The 11,446-nt window shown below is 71.8% G+C and carries 15 protein-coding genes; 3 read left to right on the top strand and 12 right to left on the bottom strand.

Annotated elements, in window-relative coordinates:
• Positions 1 to 5 precede the first annotated feature (5 nt).
• Together AC4BGB_RS15190 and sigE are read right to left on the bottom strand one after the other, a co-directional pair.
• Positions 6 to 485, bottom strand: coding sequence for a hypothetical protein (locus tag AC4BGB_RS15190; protein WP_490547716.1), 480 nt, complete (start codon positions 483 to 485; stop codon positions 6 to 8).
• On the bottom strand, positions 485 to 1,105 hold the full coding sequence (gene sigE / locus AC4BGB_RS15185) for an RNA polymerase sigma factor SigE (RefSeq protein ID WP_490547715.1): 621 nt from the start codon (positions 1,103 to 1,105) through the stop codon (positions 485 to 487). The genes AC4BGB_RS15190 and sigE overlap by 1 nt, the downstream gene beginning before the upstream one ends.
• Positions 1,106 to 1,337: 232 nt before the next feature.
• Between sigE and AC4BGB_RS15180 the strand changes: the two genes are divergently transcribed.
• Entirely contained in the window at positions 1,338 to 1,976 is a 639-nt protein-coding gene (locus AC4BGB_RS15180; RefSeq protein ID WP_490547714.1) for an O-methyltransferase, read from the top strand.
• A 48-nt stretch (positions 1,977 to 2,024) separates the two neighbouring features.
• Here AC4BGB_RS15180 and AC4BGB_RS15175 read toward each other — a convergent pair whose 3' ends face one another.
• The 3 genes from AC4BGB_RS15175 to AC4BGB_RS15165 all read right to left on the bottom strand — a co-directional run bounded on the left by AC4BGB_RS15175 (position 2,025) and on the right by AC4BGB_RS15165 (position 4,181).
• The gene (locus AC4BGB_RS15175) at positions 2,025 to 2,384 is read right to left on the bottom strand and encodes a hypothetical protein (RefSeq protein WP_490547713.1); all 360 of its coding nucleotides are present in this window, start codon (positions 2,382 to 2,384) and stop codon (positions 2,025 to 2,027) included.
• Positions 2,381 to 3,931 carry a leucyl aminopeptidase family protein gene (locus tag AC4BGB_RS15170; protein ID WP_490547712.1) on the bottom strand — a complete coding sequence of 517 codons (1,551 nt, stop codon included), beginning with the start codon at positions 3,929 to 3,931 and terminating at the stop codon, positions 2,381 to 2,383. The genes AC4BGB_RS15175 and AC4BGB_RS15170 overlap by 4 nt, the downstream gene beginning before the upstream one ends.
• Before the next feature lie 82 nt (positions 3,932 to 4,013).
• The gene (locus tag AC4BGB_RS15165; RefSeq protein WP_297606155.1) at positions 4,014 to 4,181 is read right to left on the bottom strand and encodes a DUF3117 domain-containing protein; all 168 of its coding nucleotides are present in this window, start codon (positions 4,179 to 4,181) and stop codon (positions 4,014 to 4,016) included.
• Between the two features lie 158 nt (positions 4,182 to 4,339).
• Here AC4BGB_RS15165 and AC4BGB_RS15160 point away from each other — a divergent pair, with 158 nt between their 5' ends.
• Positions 4,340 to 5,131 (top strand): enoyl-CoA hydratase/isomerase family protein, encoded by a 792-nt coding sequence (locus AC4BGB_RS15160; RefSeq protein ID WP_490547711.1) that lies wholly within the window; start codon positions 4,340 to 4,342, stop codon positions 5,129 to 5,131.
• Here AC4BGB_RS15160 and AC4BGB_RS15155 read toward each other — a convergent pair whose 3' ends face one another.
• The 5 genes from AC4BGB_RS15155 to AC4BGB_RS15135 are packed head-to-tail and all read right to left on the bottom strand — an operon-like array spanning position 5,132 to position 8,743.
• Positions 5,132 to 5,887 (bottom strand): DUF2817 domain-containing protein, encoded by a 756-nt coding sequence (locus tag AC4BGB_RS15155; protein ID WP_490547710.1) that lies wholly within the window; start codon positions 5,885 to 5,887, stop codon positions 5,132 to 5,134.
• 15 nt (positions 5,888 to 5,902) lie between these two features.
• The gene (locus AC4BGB_RS15150) at positions 5,903 to 6,178 is read right to left on the bottom strand and encodes a DivIVA domain-containing protein (protein WP_490547709.1); all 276 of its coding nucleotides are present in this window, start codon (positions 6,176 to 6,178) and stop codon (positions 5,903 to 5,905) included.
• Positions 6,175 to 7,008, bottom strand: a complete 834-nt coding sequence (locus tag AC4BGB_RS15145) for an LOG family protein (RefSeq protein WP_490547708.1) — start codon at positions 7,006 to 7,008, stop codon at positions 6,175 to 6,177. Before AC4BGB_RS15145 ends, AC4BGB_RS15150 begins: the two co-directional genes overlap by 4 nt.
• Positions 7,008 to 8,069, bottom strand: a complete 1,062-nt coding sequence (gene dapE / locus AC4BGB_RS15140; RefSeq protein WP_490548450.1) for a succinyl-diaminopimelate desuccinylase — start codon at positions 8,067 to 8,069, stop codon at positions 7,008 to 7,010. The genes AC4BGB_RS15145 and dapE overlap by 1 nt, the downstream gene beginning before the upstream one ends.
• A gap of 59 nt (positions 8,070 to 8,128) precedes the next feature.
• Positions 8,129 to 8,743: a hypothetical protein gene (locus AC4BGB_RS15135; RefSeq protein ID WP_490547707.1), complete on the bottom strand. Its 615-nt coding sequence runs from the start codon at positions 8,741 to 8,743 to the stop codon at positions 8,129 to 8,131.
• Between the two features lie 17 nt (positions 8,744 to 8,760).
• Here AC4BGB_RS15135 and AC4BGB_RS15130 point away from each other — a divergent pair, with 17 nt between their 5' ends.
• On the top strand, positions 8,761 to 8,940 hold the full coding sequence (locus AC4BGB_RS15130) for a hypothetical protein (RefSeq protein ID WP_490547706.1): 180 nt from the start codon (positions 8,761 to 8,763) through the stop codon (positions 8,938 to 8,940).
• Positions 8,941 to 9,020: 80 nt separating this feature from the next.
• On the opposite strand, the gene AC4BGB_RS15125 is transcribed toward AC4BGB_RS15130, so the two are convergent.
• Together AC4BGB_RS15125 and AC4BGB_RS15120 are read right to left on the bottom strand one after the other, a co-directional pair.
• Positions 9,021 to 10,256: a sigma-54-dependent transcriptional regulator family protein gene (locus AC4BGB_RS15125; protein ID WP_490547705.1), complete on the bottom strand. Its 1,236-nt coding sequence runs from the start codon at positions 10,254 to 10,256 to the stop codon at positions 9,021 to 9,023.
• 97 nt (positions 10,257 to 10,353) lie between these two features.
• The gene (locus AC4BGB_RS15120; protein WP_490547704.1) at positions 10,354 to 11,436 is read right to left on the bottom strand and encodes an alpha/beta hydrolase family protein; all 1,083 of its coding nucleotides are present in this window, start codon (positions 11,434 to 11,436) and stop codon (positions 10,354 to 10,356) included.
• Between the last annotated feature and the right edge of the window lie 10 nt (positions 11,437 to 11,446).

Genomic DNA, 11,446 nt, shown 5'->3' with positions numbered 1-11,446 from the left:
GATGCCTATCTTGACCTACGGCTCCACGTGGGCGCCGTGTCGGTCTCGCCACCGGTCGGCGACCCCACCGGGGTGCGGGGCAGGTCCCCGCGGATCATCGCCGGCGAGGGGCGGGCCGGGACGTCGGGTCTCGCGGCGGAACCCCCGGTGACGGTCAGCAGCCCGAGCACGCAGGCACCCACGGCACCGCCGCCCACCACGGCCACGGTGGTACGCCGCCGCCGGGACTGCCGCTCGATCCGGTCCACCGTCGCCCAGGCGTCGACCGCGTAGAGCGAGCCGAGCAGCTCCTCGGGCGGGTCCAGCCTGCCGGGGTGGGACAACGAGCCCACCTGGCGCTTGACCCAGCCCTCGCGCTCCACGAGCCGGCGGCACCCGGGGCAGGTCATCACGTGCGACCAGGCGCGCTCCTCCTCGGCAGCCGAGAGCTGGCCGTCGACGAGTGCTGAGGTCTTGGCTCCGAGGTGACCGCTCAACGAGAACATCAGGTGACCCGCCCGGCGAGGTCCTGTCCGATGCGGGGGCCGGCGAACCGGGTGCGGCCGGCACGCGGCGCCCGGTGGGAGAGAGCGGCGCGCAGCTGTGCCCGGCCGCGGTGGATGCGGGAGCGCACGGTGCCGAGCTTGAGGCCGAGCACGTCGGCGATCTCCTCGTAGCTGAGTCCCTCGACGTCGCAGAGCACGACGGCGGCACGGAACTCCGGGGCCAGCGAGGTGAGCGCGGTCTCGATGTCGGCGTCGAACATCCGGTCGAGCTGCGCCACGTCGGGGGTGGGCAGCGCGCTCGGGAGCCGGCCGGCAGCCTCGTCGCTGAGGGCGTCGAAGCGGATCCGCTGCTTGCGCCGGGCGTGGTCGAGGAAGAGGTTCGTGGTGATCCGGTGCAACCAGCCCTCCATCGTCCCCGGCGTGTAGGTGTGCAGCGAGCGGAACACCCGGACGAAGACCTCCTGGGTCAGGTCCTCGGCGTCGTGCCGGTCGCCGGTGAGGCGGTAGGCGAGCCGGTAGACCCGGGCGGAGTGGTCGGTGACGATCTGCTCCCACGTGAGCTGCGGGTCGAGCTCACCGGCTGGCGTCTGGCCGGAGTGGTCGTCTGAGGAAGTCACCATGGATCCACGCTAGGGAGGTTTTCTGAGACGCGGCTGAGCGCAAGCCAGCAGGACGCCCAAGGTTGTTCCACGTGAGCCAGAACGAACCGCCACTCCCACTTTGTTCCCGTGCCTCGTTCCCTCGCGGTCGTGCGCGGGCCTCCCGGGTCGTGCCTGCGCAGGCTGCACAGCCGCGGAGGGTAAGGTCCGACCCATCCACAACGCACGTCAGGAGATCGTCATCGTCACGCCAATGAAGCCCGCGAGCTGGACCTACGCCGAGGAGTTCGTCGCGGAGGACGAGGTCCTGACCAACGCGCGAGCGCGTTCGCAGGAGGTGGGGGTCGTCCCGATCGGCTCCGGCGGGGGCGCCACGCTGCGCTTCCTCGCCTCCGTGCTCGAGGCGCGGGCCGTCGTCGAGATCGGCACCGGCACCGGCGTCTCGGGGCTCTACCTGCTGCGCGGCATGCGGCCCGACGGCGTACTCACCTCTGTGGACACCCAGGCCGAGCACCAGCGCCTGGCCCGACAGGGCTTCACCGAGGACAAGATCGCCTCCCAGCGCTTCCGGCTGATCCCGGGCGCCGCCCTCGAGGTGATCCCGCGCCTGACCGACGGTCACTACGACCTGGTGTTCTGCGACGGGGACAAGCACGAGTACTCCGACTACCTCACCGAGGCGCTGCGACTGCTGCGTCCCGGCGGCGTGGTGGCCTTCGACAACGCCCTGTGGCACGACCGGGTGGCCGACCCCGCCCAGCGTGATGCCGAGACCGTCGCGATTCGCGAGCTCGGCCGGGCGGTGCAGGAGCACGAAGGGCTGCTGCCGGTGCTGCTCCCCGTGGGCGACGGCCTGCTGGTGGCCAAGAAGGTGTGGACCGCGGAGGTCTAGGCCCCGGTCGGCCCACCGGGGCCTCCAGCACGTCGCTCAGCAGGTGACTCAGCGGTCGTACGACGCCGTCGAGACGAACCCCTCGGGCCCGCCCGCGATGGCGACGACCTCGCACGCCTCGATCAGGACCGGCCCGGAGCCGATCATCTTCGAGGCCGGCGAGTCGTCCGCGGCCGCGGTGAAGGACTCCTGGAACCCGGCGCGCGCCGCGTCGTCGACGAAGACGTAGCACCCCTCGAACCACTCGCCCGTCCGCATCCGCCAGGTCTTGAACCGCAGGCCCTCGAGTCCCTCGAACCGCGCGTGCGAGGTCTCGGCGACGTAGTCGCGCAGCTCCTGCTCCACCCGGTCCGGGGCACCGGCGAGCGACCAGCGCACGGTCAGGGCCGACTTCTGCACCGCACTCATGCCGACCCCACCGATCCGAGCGGCTCGGGCTGGGCGAGCCAGTCCAGCAGGAGGCGGGCACCGAACCCGGTCGGACCTTCGGTCCACTCGAACCGGTCCTTGGGGGCGTCCCCGACCGAGGCGATGTCGAGGTGGGCCCAGGGCAGGCCGGCGACGAAGTGCTGGAGGAACAGGGCGGCGGTGATCGCACCCGGTCCCCCGGGCGCGTTGTCGGCGTCGGCGATCTTCGAGCTGAGCTTCGACTCGTACTCGGCGCTCAGCGGGAGCCGCCACACCGGCTCCCCGGAGCGGGCCCCGGCGGAGTCCAGCGCACCGGCGAGCCCGTCGTCGTTGCTGAACAGGCCGCCGAGGTGCTCCCCGAGCGCCACCTTGACCGCACCGGTCAGGGTGGCGACGTCGACGAGCACGTCGGGTGCGAGCTTGTCCACGGCGTAGGCGAGGCCGTCGGCGAGCACGAGGCGGCCCTCGGCGTCGGTGTTGGTGACCTCGGTGGTGCGGCCGCCGTAGTGCGTGATCACGTCACCGGGACGCATCGAGTTGCCGCTGACGGCGTTCTCGGCGATCGCGAGCAGGCCGGTGACGCGCACCGGGCAGTCGATCTCCGGCAGCGCCGCCATCACGGCGGCCACGACGGCGGCGCCGGTCATGTCGCGCTTCATGGTGACCATCGACTGGGCCGGCTTGATCGAGAGGCCGCCGCTGTCGAAGGTGATCCCCTTGCCGACGAGCACGACGTGCTTGGCCTTGCGGGCACCGCGGCCCGAGGAGCCGGCCGGCTTGTACTCGAGCTGGACGAAGCGCGGCGGCGCTGCGGCGGCCTGGCCGACGCCGATGATCCCACCGAACCCGCGCTTGGCGAGCTGGGTCTCGTCGAGGACGGTGGCCTTGAGCCCCGCTGCCTCCGCTGCGGTCACGCTCTGGTCCGCGAGCCATGCCGGGGTCTTGATGTTGGCGGGGACGTTGGCCAGCGTGCGCGCCTGCCAGGTGGCGCCGGCGGTGGCCACGGCACGCCGCAGGGCCGTGGTGGAGTCGTCGTCGCCCGCGGTCAGGCACAGGACGATCTGCTTCGCCGGGACGTCCTTGGGCCCGTCGCGACGCATCGAGAACCCGAAGGCGCCCAGGGTGGCGCCCTCGACGAACGCAGCCATCACCTCGCGGCCGCCCACGCAGGCGACCGAGGAGGCCACGTTCTCCGCGTTGAGGGTCTGCCGGGCCAGGGATGCCCCGGCGCGGCGTACGTCCTTGGGGCCGGCGTCGCCGACGCCGACCAGCAGCGCGCGGGAGAAGGCCGGCGCGGCACCGTCCGCGGTGCGCGTGACCGGCAGCTCGGTCACCTCGCCGGGCTCACCGGTGGCACCGTTGGCCGCGAGCAGGTCGAGGAGGTCGACGCCGAGGTCGTCGGCGAGCTCGGCCGCACCGGGCCCGAGCTCGACGCCACCTGCCCGCGCGAGCACCGGCACCGCGACGACGCCGGCCCTTTCCAGACGGGAGGGCGCAAGGCCGGAGAGCGTGAACGTGGGCGGGGAGACCTGGGGTGGCAACGACACGTCTAGACCCTAACGGAACACCGCAGAAGCCCCCGTGGGCCTGCGGGGCAACGGGGGCTTCGGCGGTGTTCGGGAGTCGGCCTCAGCCGACCACGTCCTTGAGTGCATCACCCAGGGCGGTTGCCTCGTCCTTGTTGAGCTCAACCACGAGCCTGCCACCGCCTTCGAGGGGAACCCTCATCACGATGCCTCGACCCTCCTTGGTGACCTCGAGCGGGCCGTCACCCGTTCGGGGCTTCATGGCCGCCATGTGCACACCTCTTCCCATGTCTTCCGTGCGCAGGACGCGCCCAACAAGACGCATTATTCCCCATTGAGCAATCTGCGCGGTCATCCGACTGCACGGGTACCCGAATTGATGCGGCAGACTCGTCCGGACCCACACGACCGGACCCCAGGAGAACCCCCATGAGCGAGCCCGTCGGCTACCACGTCAGCGACAGCGTCGCCACGATCGCGCTGAACCGTCCCGAGGCGATGAACGGCCTCGACGTGGCCACCAAGGAGGCCCTGCTCGAGGCCGTACGCCGGGCGGAACAGGACAATGCGGTGCGTTGCGTCGTGCTGACCGGTAGCGGCCGCGCCTTCTGCGTCGGCCAGGACCTCAAGGAGCACAGCTCGATCCTGCAGAGCTCCGACTCCGAGTTGTTGTTCCGCACCGTCGAGGAGCACTACAACCCGATCGTCACCGCGCTCGCCACGATGCACAAGCCGGTGGTCGCGGCGGTCAACGGCGTGGCAGCAGGCGCCGGTGCGAGCCTCGCTTTCGCGTGCGACTTCCGGATCCTGTCCGAGGCGGCCGGCTTCAACCTGGCCTTCGCCGGGGTGGCGCTGTCCTGCGACACCGGCGCGTCCTGGACGCTCCCCCGGCTGGTCGGGCGCGCCAAGGCCCTCGAGCTGCTCTACTTCCCGCGCACCATCGGCTCGGCCGAGTCGCTCGAGCTGGGGCTCGCCACCAGGGTCGTGGCCGCCGACGAGCTCGAGGCCGAGGTGGCGGCGCTGGCCCGGCGGCTCGCGGACGGGCCGACGGCCTCCTACGGCGCGATCCGGCGCTCGGTGGAGTACTCCGCGGGCCACGGGTTCACCGAGTCGCTGGAGTTCGAGGCCTCGATGATGGCGCTCACCGGCGCCACCGAGGACCACGCCAACGCGGTGACCGCGTTCGTGAACAAGCAGAAGCCGACCTTCACCGGCCGCTGACTACCGGTAGGCGCCGACGGCCCGGAGGACTCCGGTCGGGCCGGTGCGGGTGGCCTGCTTGCGGCTCACCCCGCGGCCGTACTCCACCGTCACGGCGACTCCCGGGAAAGAGGCGTTGAACCACTCCGTCATCGTGCCGCGGCACACCGAGGAGCAGTTGAACGACCGCACCGGCAGCCGCATGCCCCGGTTCAGCCGTTTCACGAAGGCTGCACCCTTGGGCGCGGTGCGCCCGATCCCGCGCAGCGGCTGGTGGAAGCTGACGACGTACGCCGGGCGCACCTTGGTCAGGAACGCCATCACGGCCTTCGTCTCGGGCTCGGAGGCTGGGCCCGCACCGGAGTAGTAGGCGCCGGTGAGCCTTGACCAGTTGCGCGGGAAGTTGCGGTTCAGGTCGACGCCGCGGGCGTTCTGGCGCCGGTTTCGCACGAACCCGTCCGGGTTGAGGACCGGGACCAGCCAGATGTCGGCGCCGCGGACGGGTCGCCCGTCGCGCAGGTTGGCCAGGATGCGGGAGGGGCCGCGCTCGTTGCCGTGCATCGAGGCGAGCATCACCACCTTGCGGGGCGAGCGCGGGTCACCGATCCGGAAGGCCTGGATGTTCCTGCCCTGCACCGACTTGCCGATCACCTGCGTCTGCACCACCGCCGGCCGCTTCGAGGCGGCCTCCGCGACGACGGGGGTTCCGCTCGTCACCAGGAGCATGGCCAGCATCGTCGCGATGCGGAGGCGGCGAGGAGTCTTCGGCCAGCGCATGGCGTCAAGTCTGCACTAGGGGTCCACGGCCCCCGGTGGTCTTTCGTGGTCTCCGTCGAGCTGGGCAGCGAGCCTTTCGAGCAGGGCGTCCACCTCGCTCGCGCGGTAGCCGCGGACGGCGGTGTTGAACGTGAGCGCGCGCAGGTCCTCGCCGGTCAGCGGCCGGTCGGCAGGCACCCGGACGTCGGGCCGGTCGTCGTACGCCGGCGCGAGGGAGGCTCCGTGCCCGGCGGCGACCACGGCCACCGCCCCCATCAGCAGCACGATCAGCACGGCGAAGAACCAGGTCATCGGTCCTCGACCCCCTCGAGCATGGCGGCGACCGCCTCGTCCACGTCGTCGGTGACCCTGAGCATGTCCAGGTCGGCCGAGGAGATGTTGCCGTTGGCCAGGACGGTCTCACGAAGCCAGGACAGCAGCCCCGACCAGTAGTCCGTCCCGATCAGGACCACCGGGAACGAGGTCACCCTCTGGGTCTGGACCAGGGTGAGGGCCTCGAAGAGCTCGTCGAAGGTGCCGAGTCCACCGGGCAGCACCACGAAGCCGCAGGAGTACTTCACGAACATGGTCTTGCGGGCGAAGAAGAACCGGAAGTTCACCCCGAGGTCGACCCACTCGTTGAGGCCTGCCTCGAAGGGCAGCTCGATGCCGAGTCCGACGCTGACTCCGCCCGCCTGCGAGCACCCCTTGTTGGCGGCGGCCATCGCGCCCGGTCCCCCGCCGGTGATCACGGCGTAGCCGGCCTCGGCGAGCTTTCGGCCCAGCTCCTCGGCCTTGGCGTAGTCGGGGTGCGCCTCGTCGGTGCGCGCGGAGCCGAAGACCCCGATCGCAGGGCCGAGCTCGGCCAGGGCGCCGAACCCCTCGACGAACTCGGCCTGGATCCGCAGGACGCGCCACGGGTCGGTCCTCACCCAGTCGCCAGAGCCGCGCGAGTCGAGCAGCCGCTGGTCGGCGGTCGAGCGGTCCAGCTGGGACCCGCGGAGGAGCTCGGGGCCCCGGGTCTTCTCGGGCCGGTGGTTCTGGGGCCCGTGGTTCTGGGGCCCGTGGTTCTGGGGCCCGTTGTTCTCGGGCCCGTGGTTCTGGGGCCCGGGGTTCTGGGGCCCGTGGTTCTGGGAGTCCATCAGGACGCACCGAGCCAGGTGCGCAGCAGCTCCTCGCACGAGCGGAGCTGTTCGATCGGCACAAACTCCTCCTGCTTGTGCGCGAGCATCGGGTCCCCGGGGCCGAAGTTGACGGCCGGGATGCCCAGGCCGGTGAACCGGGCGACGTCGGTCCACCCGAACTTCGGGTTGACCGTCCCGCCGGCGGTCTCGATGAACGCCCGGGCCGCGGGCACCTCGAGGCCGGGCAGCGCACCGGGTGCGGAGTCGGTGACCTCCACCTCGAAGCCGTCGAAGAACTCCTTGACGAACACCAGCGCCTCGGCCTCGGAACGGTCCGGGGCGAATCTGTAGTTCACGGTGACCACGCACTCGTCCGGGATCACGTTGGTGGCAACGCCCCCGCTGACGAGGACCGCGTTGAGCCCCTCGTGGTACTCCAGCCCGTCGATGACCGGCCGGCGTGCGTCGTACTCCCCGAGGCGCCGCAGGATCTCCCCCGCCTTGTGGATCGCGTTGACCCCGCGCCAGGAGCGGGCGGAGTGCGCGCGCTCACCGCGGGCGGTCACCTCGACGCGCAGGGTGCCCTGGCAGCCGGCCTCGACCACGGCGTCGCTCGGCTCCATCAGGATCGCGAAGTCGCCCTCGACGAGGTCGGGCCGTTGCGTGGCGATGATCCCGAGACCGTTGTAGACGTCGTCGATCTCCTCGGCCTCGTAGAACACGAAGGTCACGTCCCGGTTGGGCTCGGGCAGGTTCTGCGCGAGCCGCAGTGCGACCGCCACGCCGCCCTTCATGTCGCAGGTGCCGAGGCCGTGCAGCTTGTCGCCGTCGTTGCGCACCGGCAGGTTGCGGTTCACCGGCACCGTGTCGATGTGCCCGGCGATCACGACTCGTTCGCTGTGCCCGAGGTCGGTACGCGCCACGATCGAGTGCCCGATCCGGGTCACCTCGAGGTGCGGCAGCCGCCGCAGCGCCTCCTCGATGGCATCGGCGAGGACCTGCTCGTTGCGGCTCACCGACTCGATGTCCACGAGGGTCTCGGTCAGGGCGACGACGTCAGTGGTGAGGTCCAGGGCCATGCCGCTCATCTTGTCACCCGTACCGAGCCGGATCGCCGACCCATGCGGCCGGCGAGACCTCAGGTCAGGACGCGGATCTCCTCGGAGAGAGTGGCCCCGTCGAGCAGCTCGAGGGCGTCGCCGGACCAGAAGGTGCCCGGGTCGTAGTAGTTCGTGGGCAGGTCCGCGGGCAGCAGGCTCATCGCGGTGTACGTCGCGGCGACCACCTCGGCGCAGTAGGTCACCTCGACCCCCGCCGCGCGGCGTACCCGGCCTCGGGCCCAGCGACCGGCGAGCGCCGCGGTCGCGGGGAACGGGGTGCCGTCGAGCCGGGCGATCGTCTTGAGCAGCGCCGCCTCCCGTTCCGGGGTGATCTCGGCGCTGAGCTGACGCAGCCACGCGCGCTGCTCGTAGCGCCCGGTCCACTGCGCGACGGCATCCCGCAGGTCGTGCAGCTGGACGCCGCGGTGGTGGGTCCCCGTCCACACGTCCAGCAGCCCTTTGCCGAGCTCGGCGTGCCAGATCAGCGGCGGCAGGTCGTCGAGCACCACCGCCATCCCGACGTGGTTCACCGGGGCGTTGGTGAGCGCACGGATCGCCCGGTCGGCGGCGGAGTCCCCGCGGAAGAGCCACAGGTCGCCGGTACGCGTGAGGTCGACCGCCTCGTCCAGTCCGATCCTGCTCTCCTCGATCACCGTGGGATTCTCTCCTCGTGAAGATCTGGAAGGCACTGGGACTCGCCGGTCTGGCCGGGGTCGCCGCCACGGGAGTCATCGTCGTCCGCGACCAGCGCAAGCGGTCCGACCTGACCCCGGAGGAGCTCAGGGACCGGCTGCACCAGCGGCTCGGGAGCGACTCCCCCGACGGCCCACCCGACTCCGAGCAGCACTAGGCCACCGGGGCGGACCGAAGTGGCCGCGGAGGCGGCTGTGGTGCACCCATCCGGGAGTTGGGTCCGCCGTGGGGTGCGCGTCAGCGCTGGGCGGCGGCCAACCTGCCCTTGAGCAGCGCCTTCGCCGGGTGCGCCTGGTCGCCCATCACCGCGAGGCAGACCTCGATCACCTCGGTGTCGTAGGGCGCGAGCGCGGTGTAGCCCGCCACGGCCTGCGGCTGCGGGTCGGCCAGCAGCGCCTCGCGCAGCGCGACGGCGACGTAGTCGGCGAGCTCGACGAGCGCCGGCGAGGAGGTCCCGGGCATCAGGTCGCCGCCGTACGCCGCCACGGCGGCCCGGACCTGCCCGCTGCGCAGCAGCCGGAGCACCTCGTCGACGTCGACGCGCACCGGCATCGTGAGCCGGTAGGGCCGTGAGGCCAGCTGCCCCTGCAGGGCGCTGCGCAGGTGGGAGACCTCGGCCTTGAGGGTGGAGAAGGTGATCGCCTGGTCACCGTAGAGCTGGGCGTGCAGCTGCTCGAGCGAGAGGCCCGCGGGGTTCAGCGCCAGCAACGCGAGGATCTCGGTCTGGCGGCGGTTCAGCAGCAGGCGGGTGCCGTCGAGGCGCGCCTCCGCGGCGCCGAGCAGGGTGAGGTCGAGGCCCGGGGTCTGCCTGCTCGCCGGCTTCGCCAGGGTCGGGTGGTGCTCGGAGGCCGGCATCGCCGTCTCGATCAGGCGCGCGATGACGCGCGCGGTGGCCAGCCCGATCGGGTGGGTGCGGTCCCAGGTGGTGGAGAGGTCGATGACGCCGAGCTGCTCGCCGCTGACGGGGTCGTGCACCGGAGCAGCCCAGCACACCCAGTTGTGCACGATCGGCGCGTAGTGCTCGGCGCTGAACACCATCGCGGGCGCGTCGTGCCGCGTGGCCAGGTCGAGGGCGTTGGTGCCGACGCTGGCGTCGTCCCAGCGGCCGCCCGGCACGAAGTTCACGGTCTCGGCCTTGCGGCGCATCACCCGGCCGCCGTACGTCCAGAGGATCCGCGTCTCTGCGTCGGTCACCGCGACGACGAGGTCGCCGTCCTCCGCCGTACGCCGCAGCTCGGACTGCACCCTGTCCACGGCCACCTGGAGCGGGGAGCCGTTCCAGATCGAGGCGGTGTCGGACTCGTCGGCCATCGGCGCCTCGGTCACGTCCAGGCCGACCAGGGGCGCCGAGCGCTGCCACGATCGCAGGATCTCCGGCCGGACCGGGGTGCCGGCGCCGGTCCCCCGCTCGATGAAGCTCCTCCACGCGCGTACGGCGTCGACCCGCCGCGTCTGCAGCTCCGGACCGGTCATCGTTCCTCCTGTGTGACTCGCGCCACGTTAACCCGTGGACCCAACAGGCGACAGTGCTCCCGGATGGGCCCACTTCCCGGGCCGGTCGAGGCCGTGGTCAGGCGCCGAGCTTGCGACGCAGGAACCGCACGGTCCGCTCCATCGACAACGGCCACTGCGGGCCGAACGCGTGCTGCTCGCCGGGGTAGATCTCCAGCCGGGAGTCCACGCCGGCACGTTGCAGCAGCCAGTGGGTGCTGCGTGACCAGCGCACCGGGCAGGAGTCGTCCAGCGTGCCGTGGTGGATCAGCACCGGCTCGGTGATCCGGTCGAAGTAGGTGCGTGCCGAGAGGCCGCGGTAGAACTCCGGCTGCTCGGCAGGGGTGCCGTGGCGGCGGTAGGTGGCTGCCGCTGCATCGGGCCGCTCGGCCACGGTCCAGCGGTTGAAGTTGTCGACGAAGTCGGAGCTGACCGGCGCGAACACGACGGCGGCCTTGACGAGCCCCGGCTGGGCGACCAGAGCGTTGTAGGTGACGCCACCGCCCATCGAACGACCCAGCATCGCCACCCGGTCGGGGTCGACGAACGGCTCCTTCTTCAGGGCCTGCACGGCGTTGATCGTGTCGCGGGTGTAGCCGAGCCGGGCCTCGCGGTCCCGTTCGGAGGCCGGGTCGGACCCGGCGTGGCCGCGGTAGTCGGTGTGCAGCACCACGAACCCCGCGCGGGCGAGGTAGTCCTGCTCGCGTGAGAGCCCCTGCCCGGTGCGGTAGACCGAGGGCTCGATGTAGCCGTGGTTGAGCACGACCGCGGGGAACGGGCCCTTGCCCCTGGGACGCAGCAGGACGCCGGAGACGGTCAGATCGCCACTGGGGTAGGTGATCTCGTGCCGGACGTAGGCCTCGTTGGCCAGCACCTCGCGCTCACGCTGGATCCGGCCGCCGGGGAAGCTCTCGCGCATCAGCGCCGGGAGCGAGACGCGGTCGGTGACCGGAGGAAGCGCCTCGTCGGCGGGGGTCGGGCTCGTGGGACTCGAACTGGGGCTGGGGGTCCGGTCCGGCGACGGTACGGCGTCCGAGGTGCCCTCCTTCGCCGGAGCGGCACCGGAGTCCTGCTCGCCGCCGCAAGCGGTGAGCGCCAGCAGCAGCACGCCCGCGAGCGCGGCCCGAAGCGTCACCCCCGCGCGTCCACCCACCCGATGCATGCCCCCATCG

The sequence above is a fragment of the Nocardioides sp. Z30_9 genome, from assembly GCF_058215735.1.
The sequence above is the reverse complement of the archived record's forward strand: the minus strand, read 5'-3'. Positions and strand labels throughout refer to the sequence as shown.

Excerpts from the sequence above, each read along its gene's own strand:
- AC4BGB_RS15190 (WP_490547716.1), bottom strand. The coding sequence starts at position 485 with ATGTTCTCGTTGAGCGGTCACCTCGGAGCCAAGACCTCAGCACTCGTC.
- sigE (WP_490547715.1), bottom strand. The coding sequence starts at position 1,105 with ATGGTGACTTCCTCAGACGACCACTCCGGCCAGACGCCAGCCGGTGAG.
- AC4BGB_RS15180 (WP_490547714.1), top strand. The coding sequence starts at position 1,338 with ATGAAGCCCGCGAGCTGGACCTACGCCGAGGAGTTCGTCGCGGAGGAC.
- AC4BGB_RS15175 (WP_490547713.1), bottom strand. The coding sequence starts at position 2,384 with ATGAGTGCGGTGCAGAAGTCGGCCCTGACCGTGCGCTGGTCGCTCGCC.
- AC4BGB_RS15165 (WP_297606155.1), bottom strand. The coding sequence starts at position 4,181 with ATGGCGGCCATGAAGCCCCGAACGGGTGACGGCCCGCTCGAGGTCACC.
- AC4BGB_RS15160 (WP_490547711.1), top strand. The coding sequence starts at position 4,340 with ATGAGCGAGCCCGTCGGCTACCACGTCAGCGACAGCGTCGCCACGATC.
- AC4BGB_RS15155 (WP_490547710.1), bottom strand. The coding sequence starts at position 5,887 with ATGCGCTGGCCGAAGACTCCTCGCCGCCTCCGCATCGCGACGATGCTG.
- AC4BGB_RS15150 (WP_490547709.1), bottom strand. The coding sequence starts at position 6,178 with ATGACCTGGTTCTTCGCCGTGCTGATCGTGCTGCTGATGGGGGCGGTG.
- AC4BGB_RS15145 (WP_490547708.1), bottom strand. The coding sequence starts at position 7,008 with ATGGACTCCCAGAACCACGGGCCCCAGAACCCCGGGCCCCAGAACCAC.
- dapE (WP_490548450.1), bottom strand. The coding sequence starts at position 8,069 with ATGGCCCTGGACCTCACCACTGACGTCGTCGCCCTGACCGAGACCCTC.
- AC4BGB_RS15125 (WP_490547705.1), bottom strand. The coding sequence starts at position 10,256 with ATGACCGGTCCGGAGCTGCAGACGCGGCGGGTCGACGCCGTACGCGCG.
- AC4BGB_RS15120 (WP_490547704.1), bottom strand. The coding sequence starts at position 11,436 with ATGCATCGGGTGGGTGGACGCGCGGGGGTGACGCTTCGGGCCGCGCTC.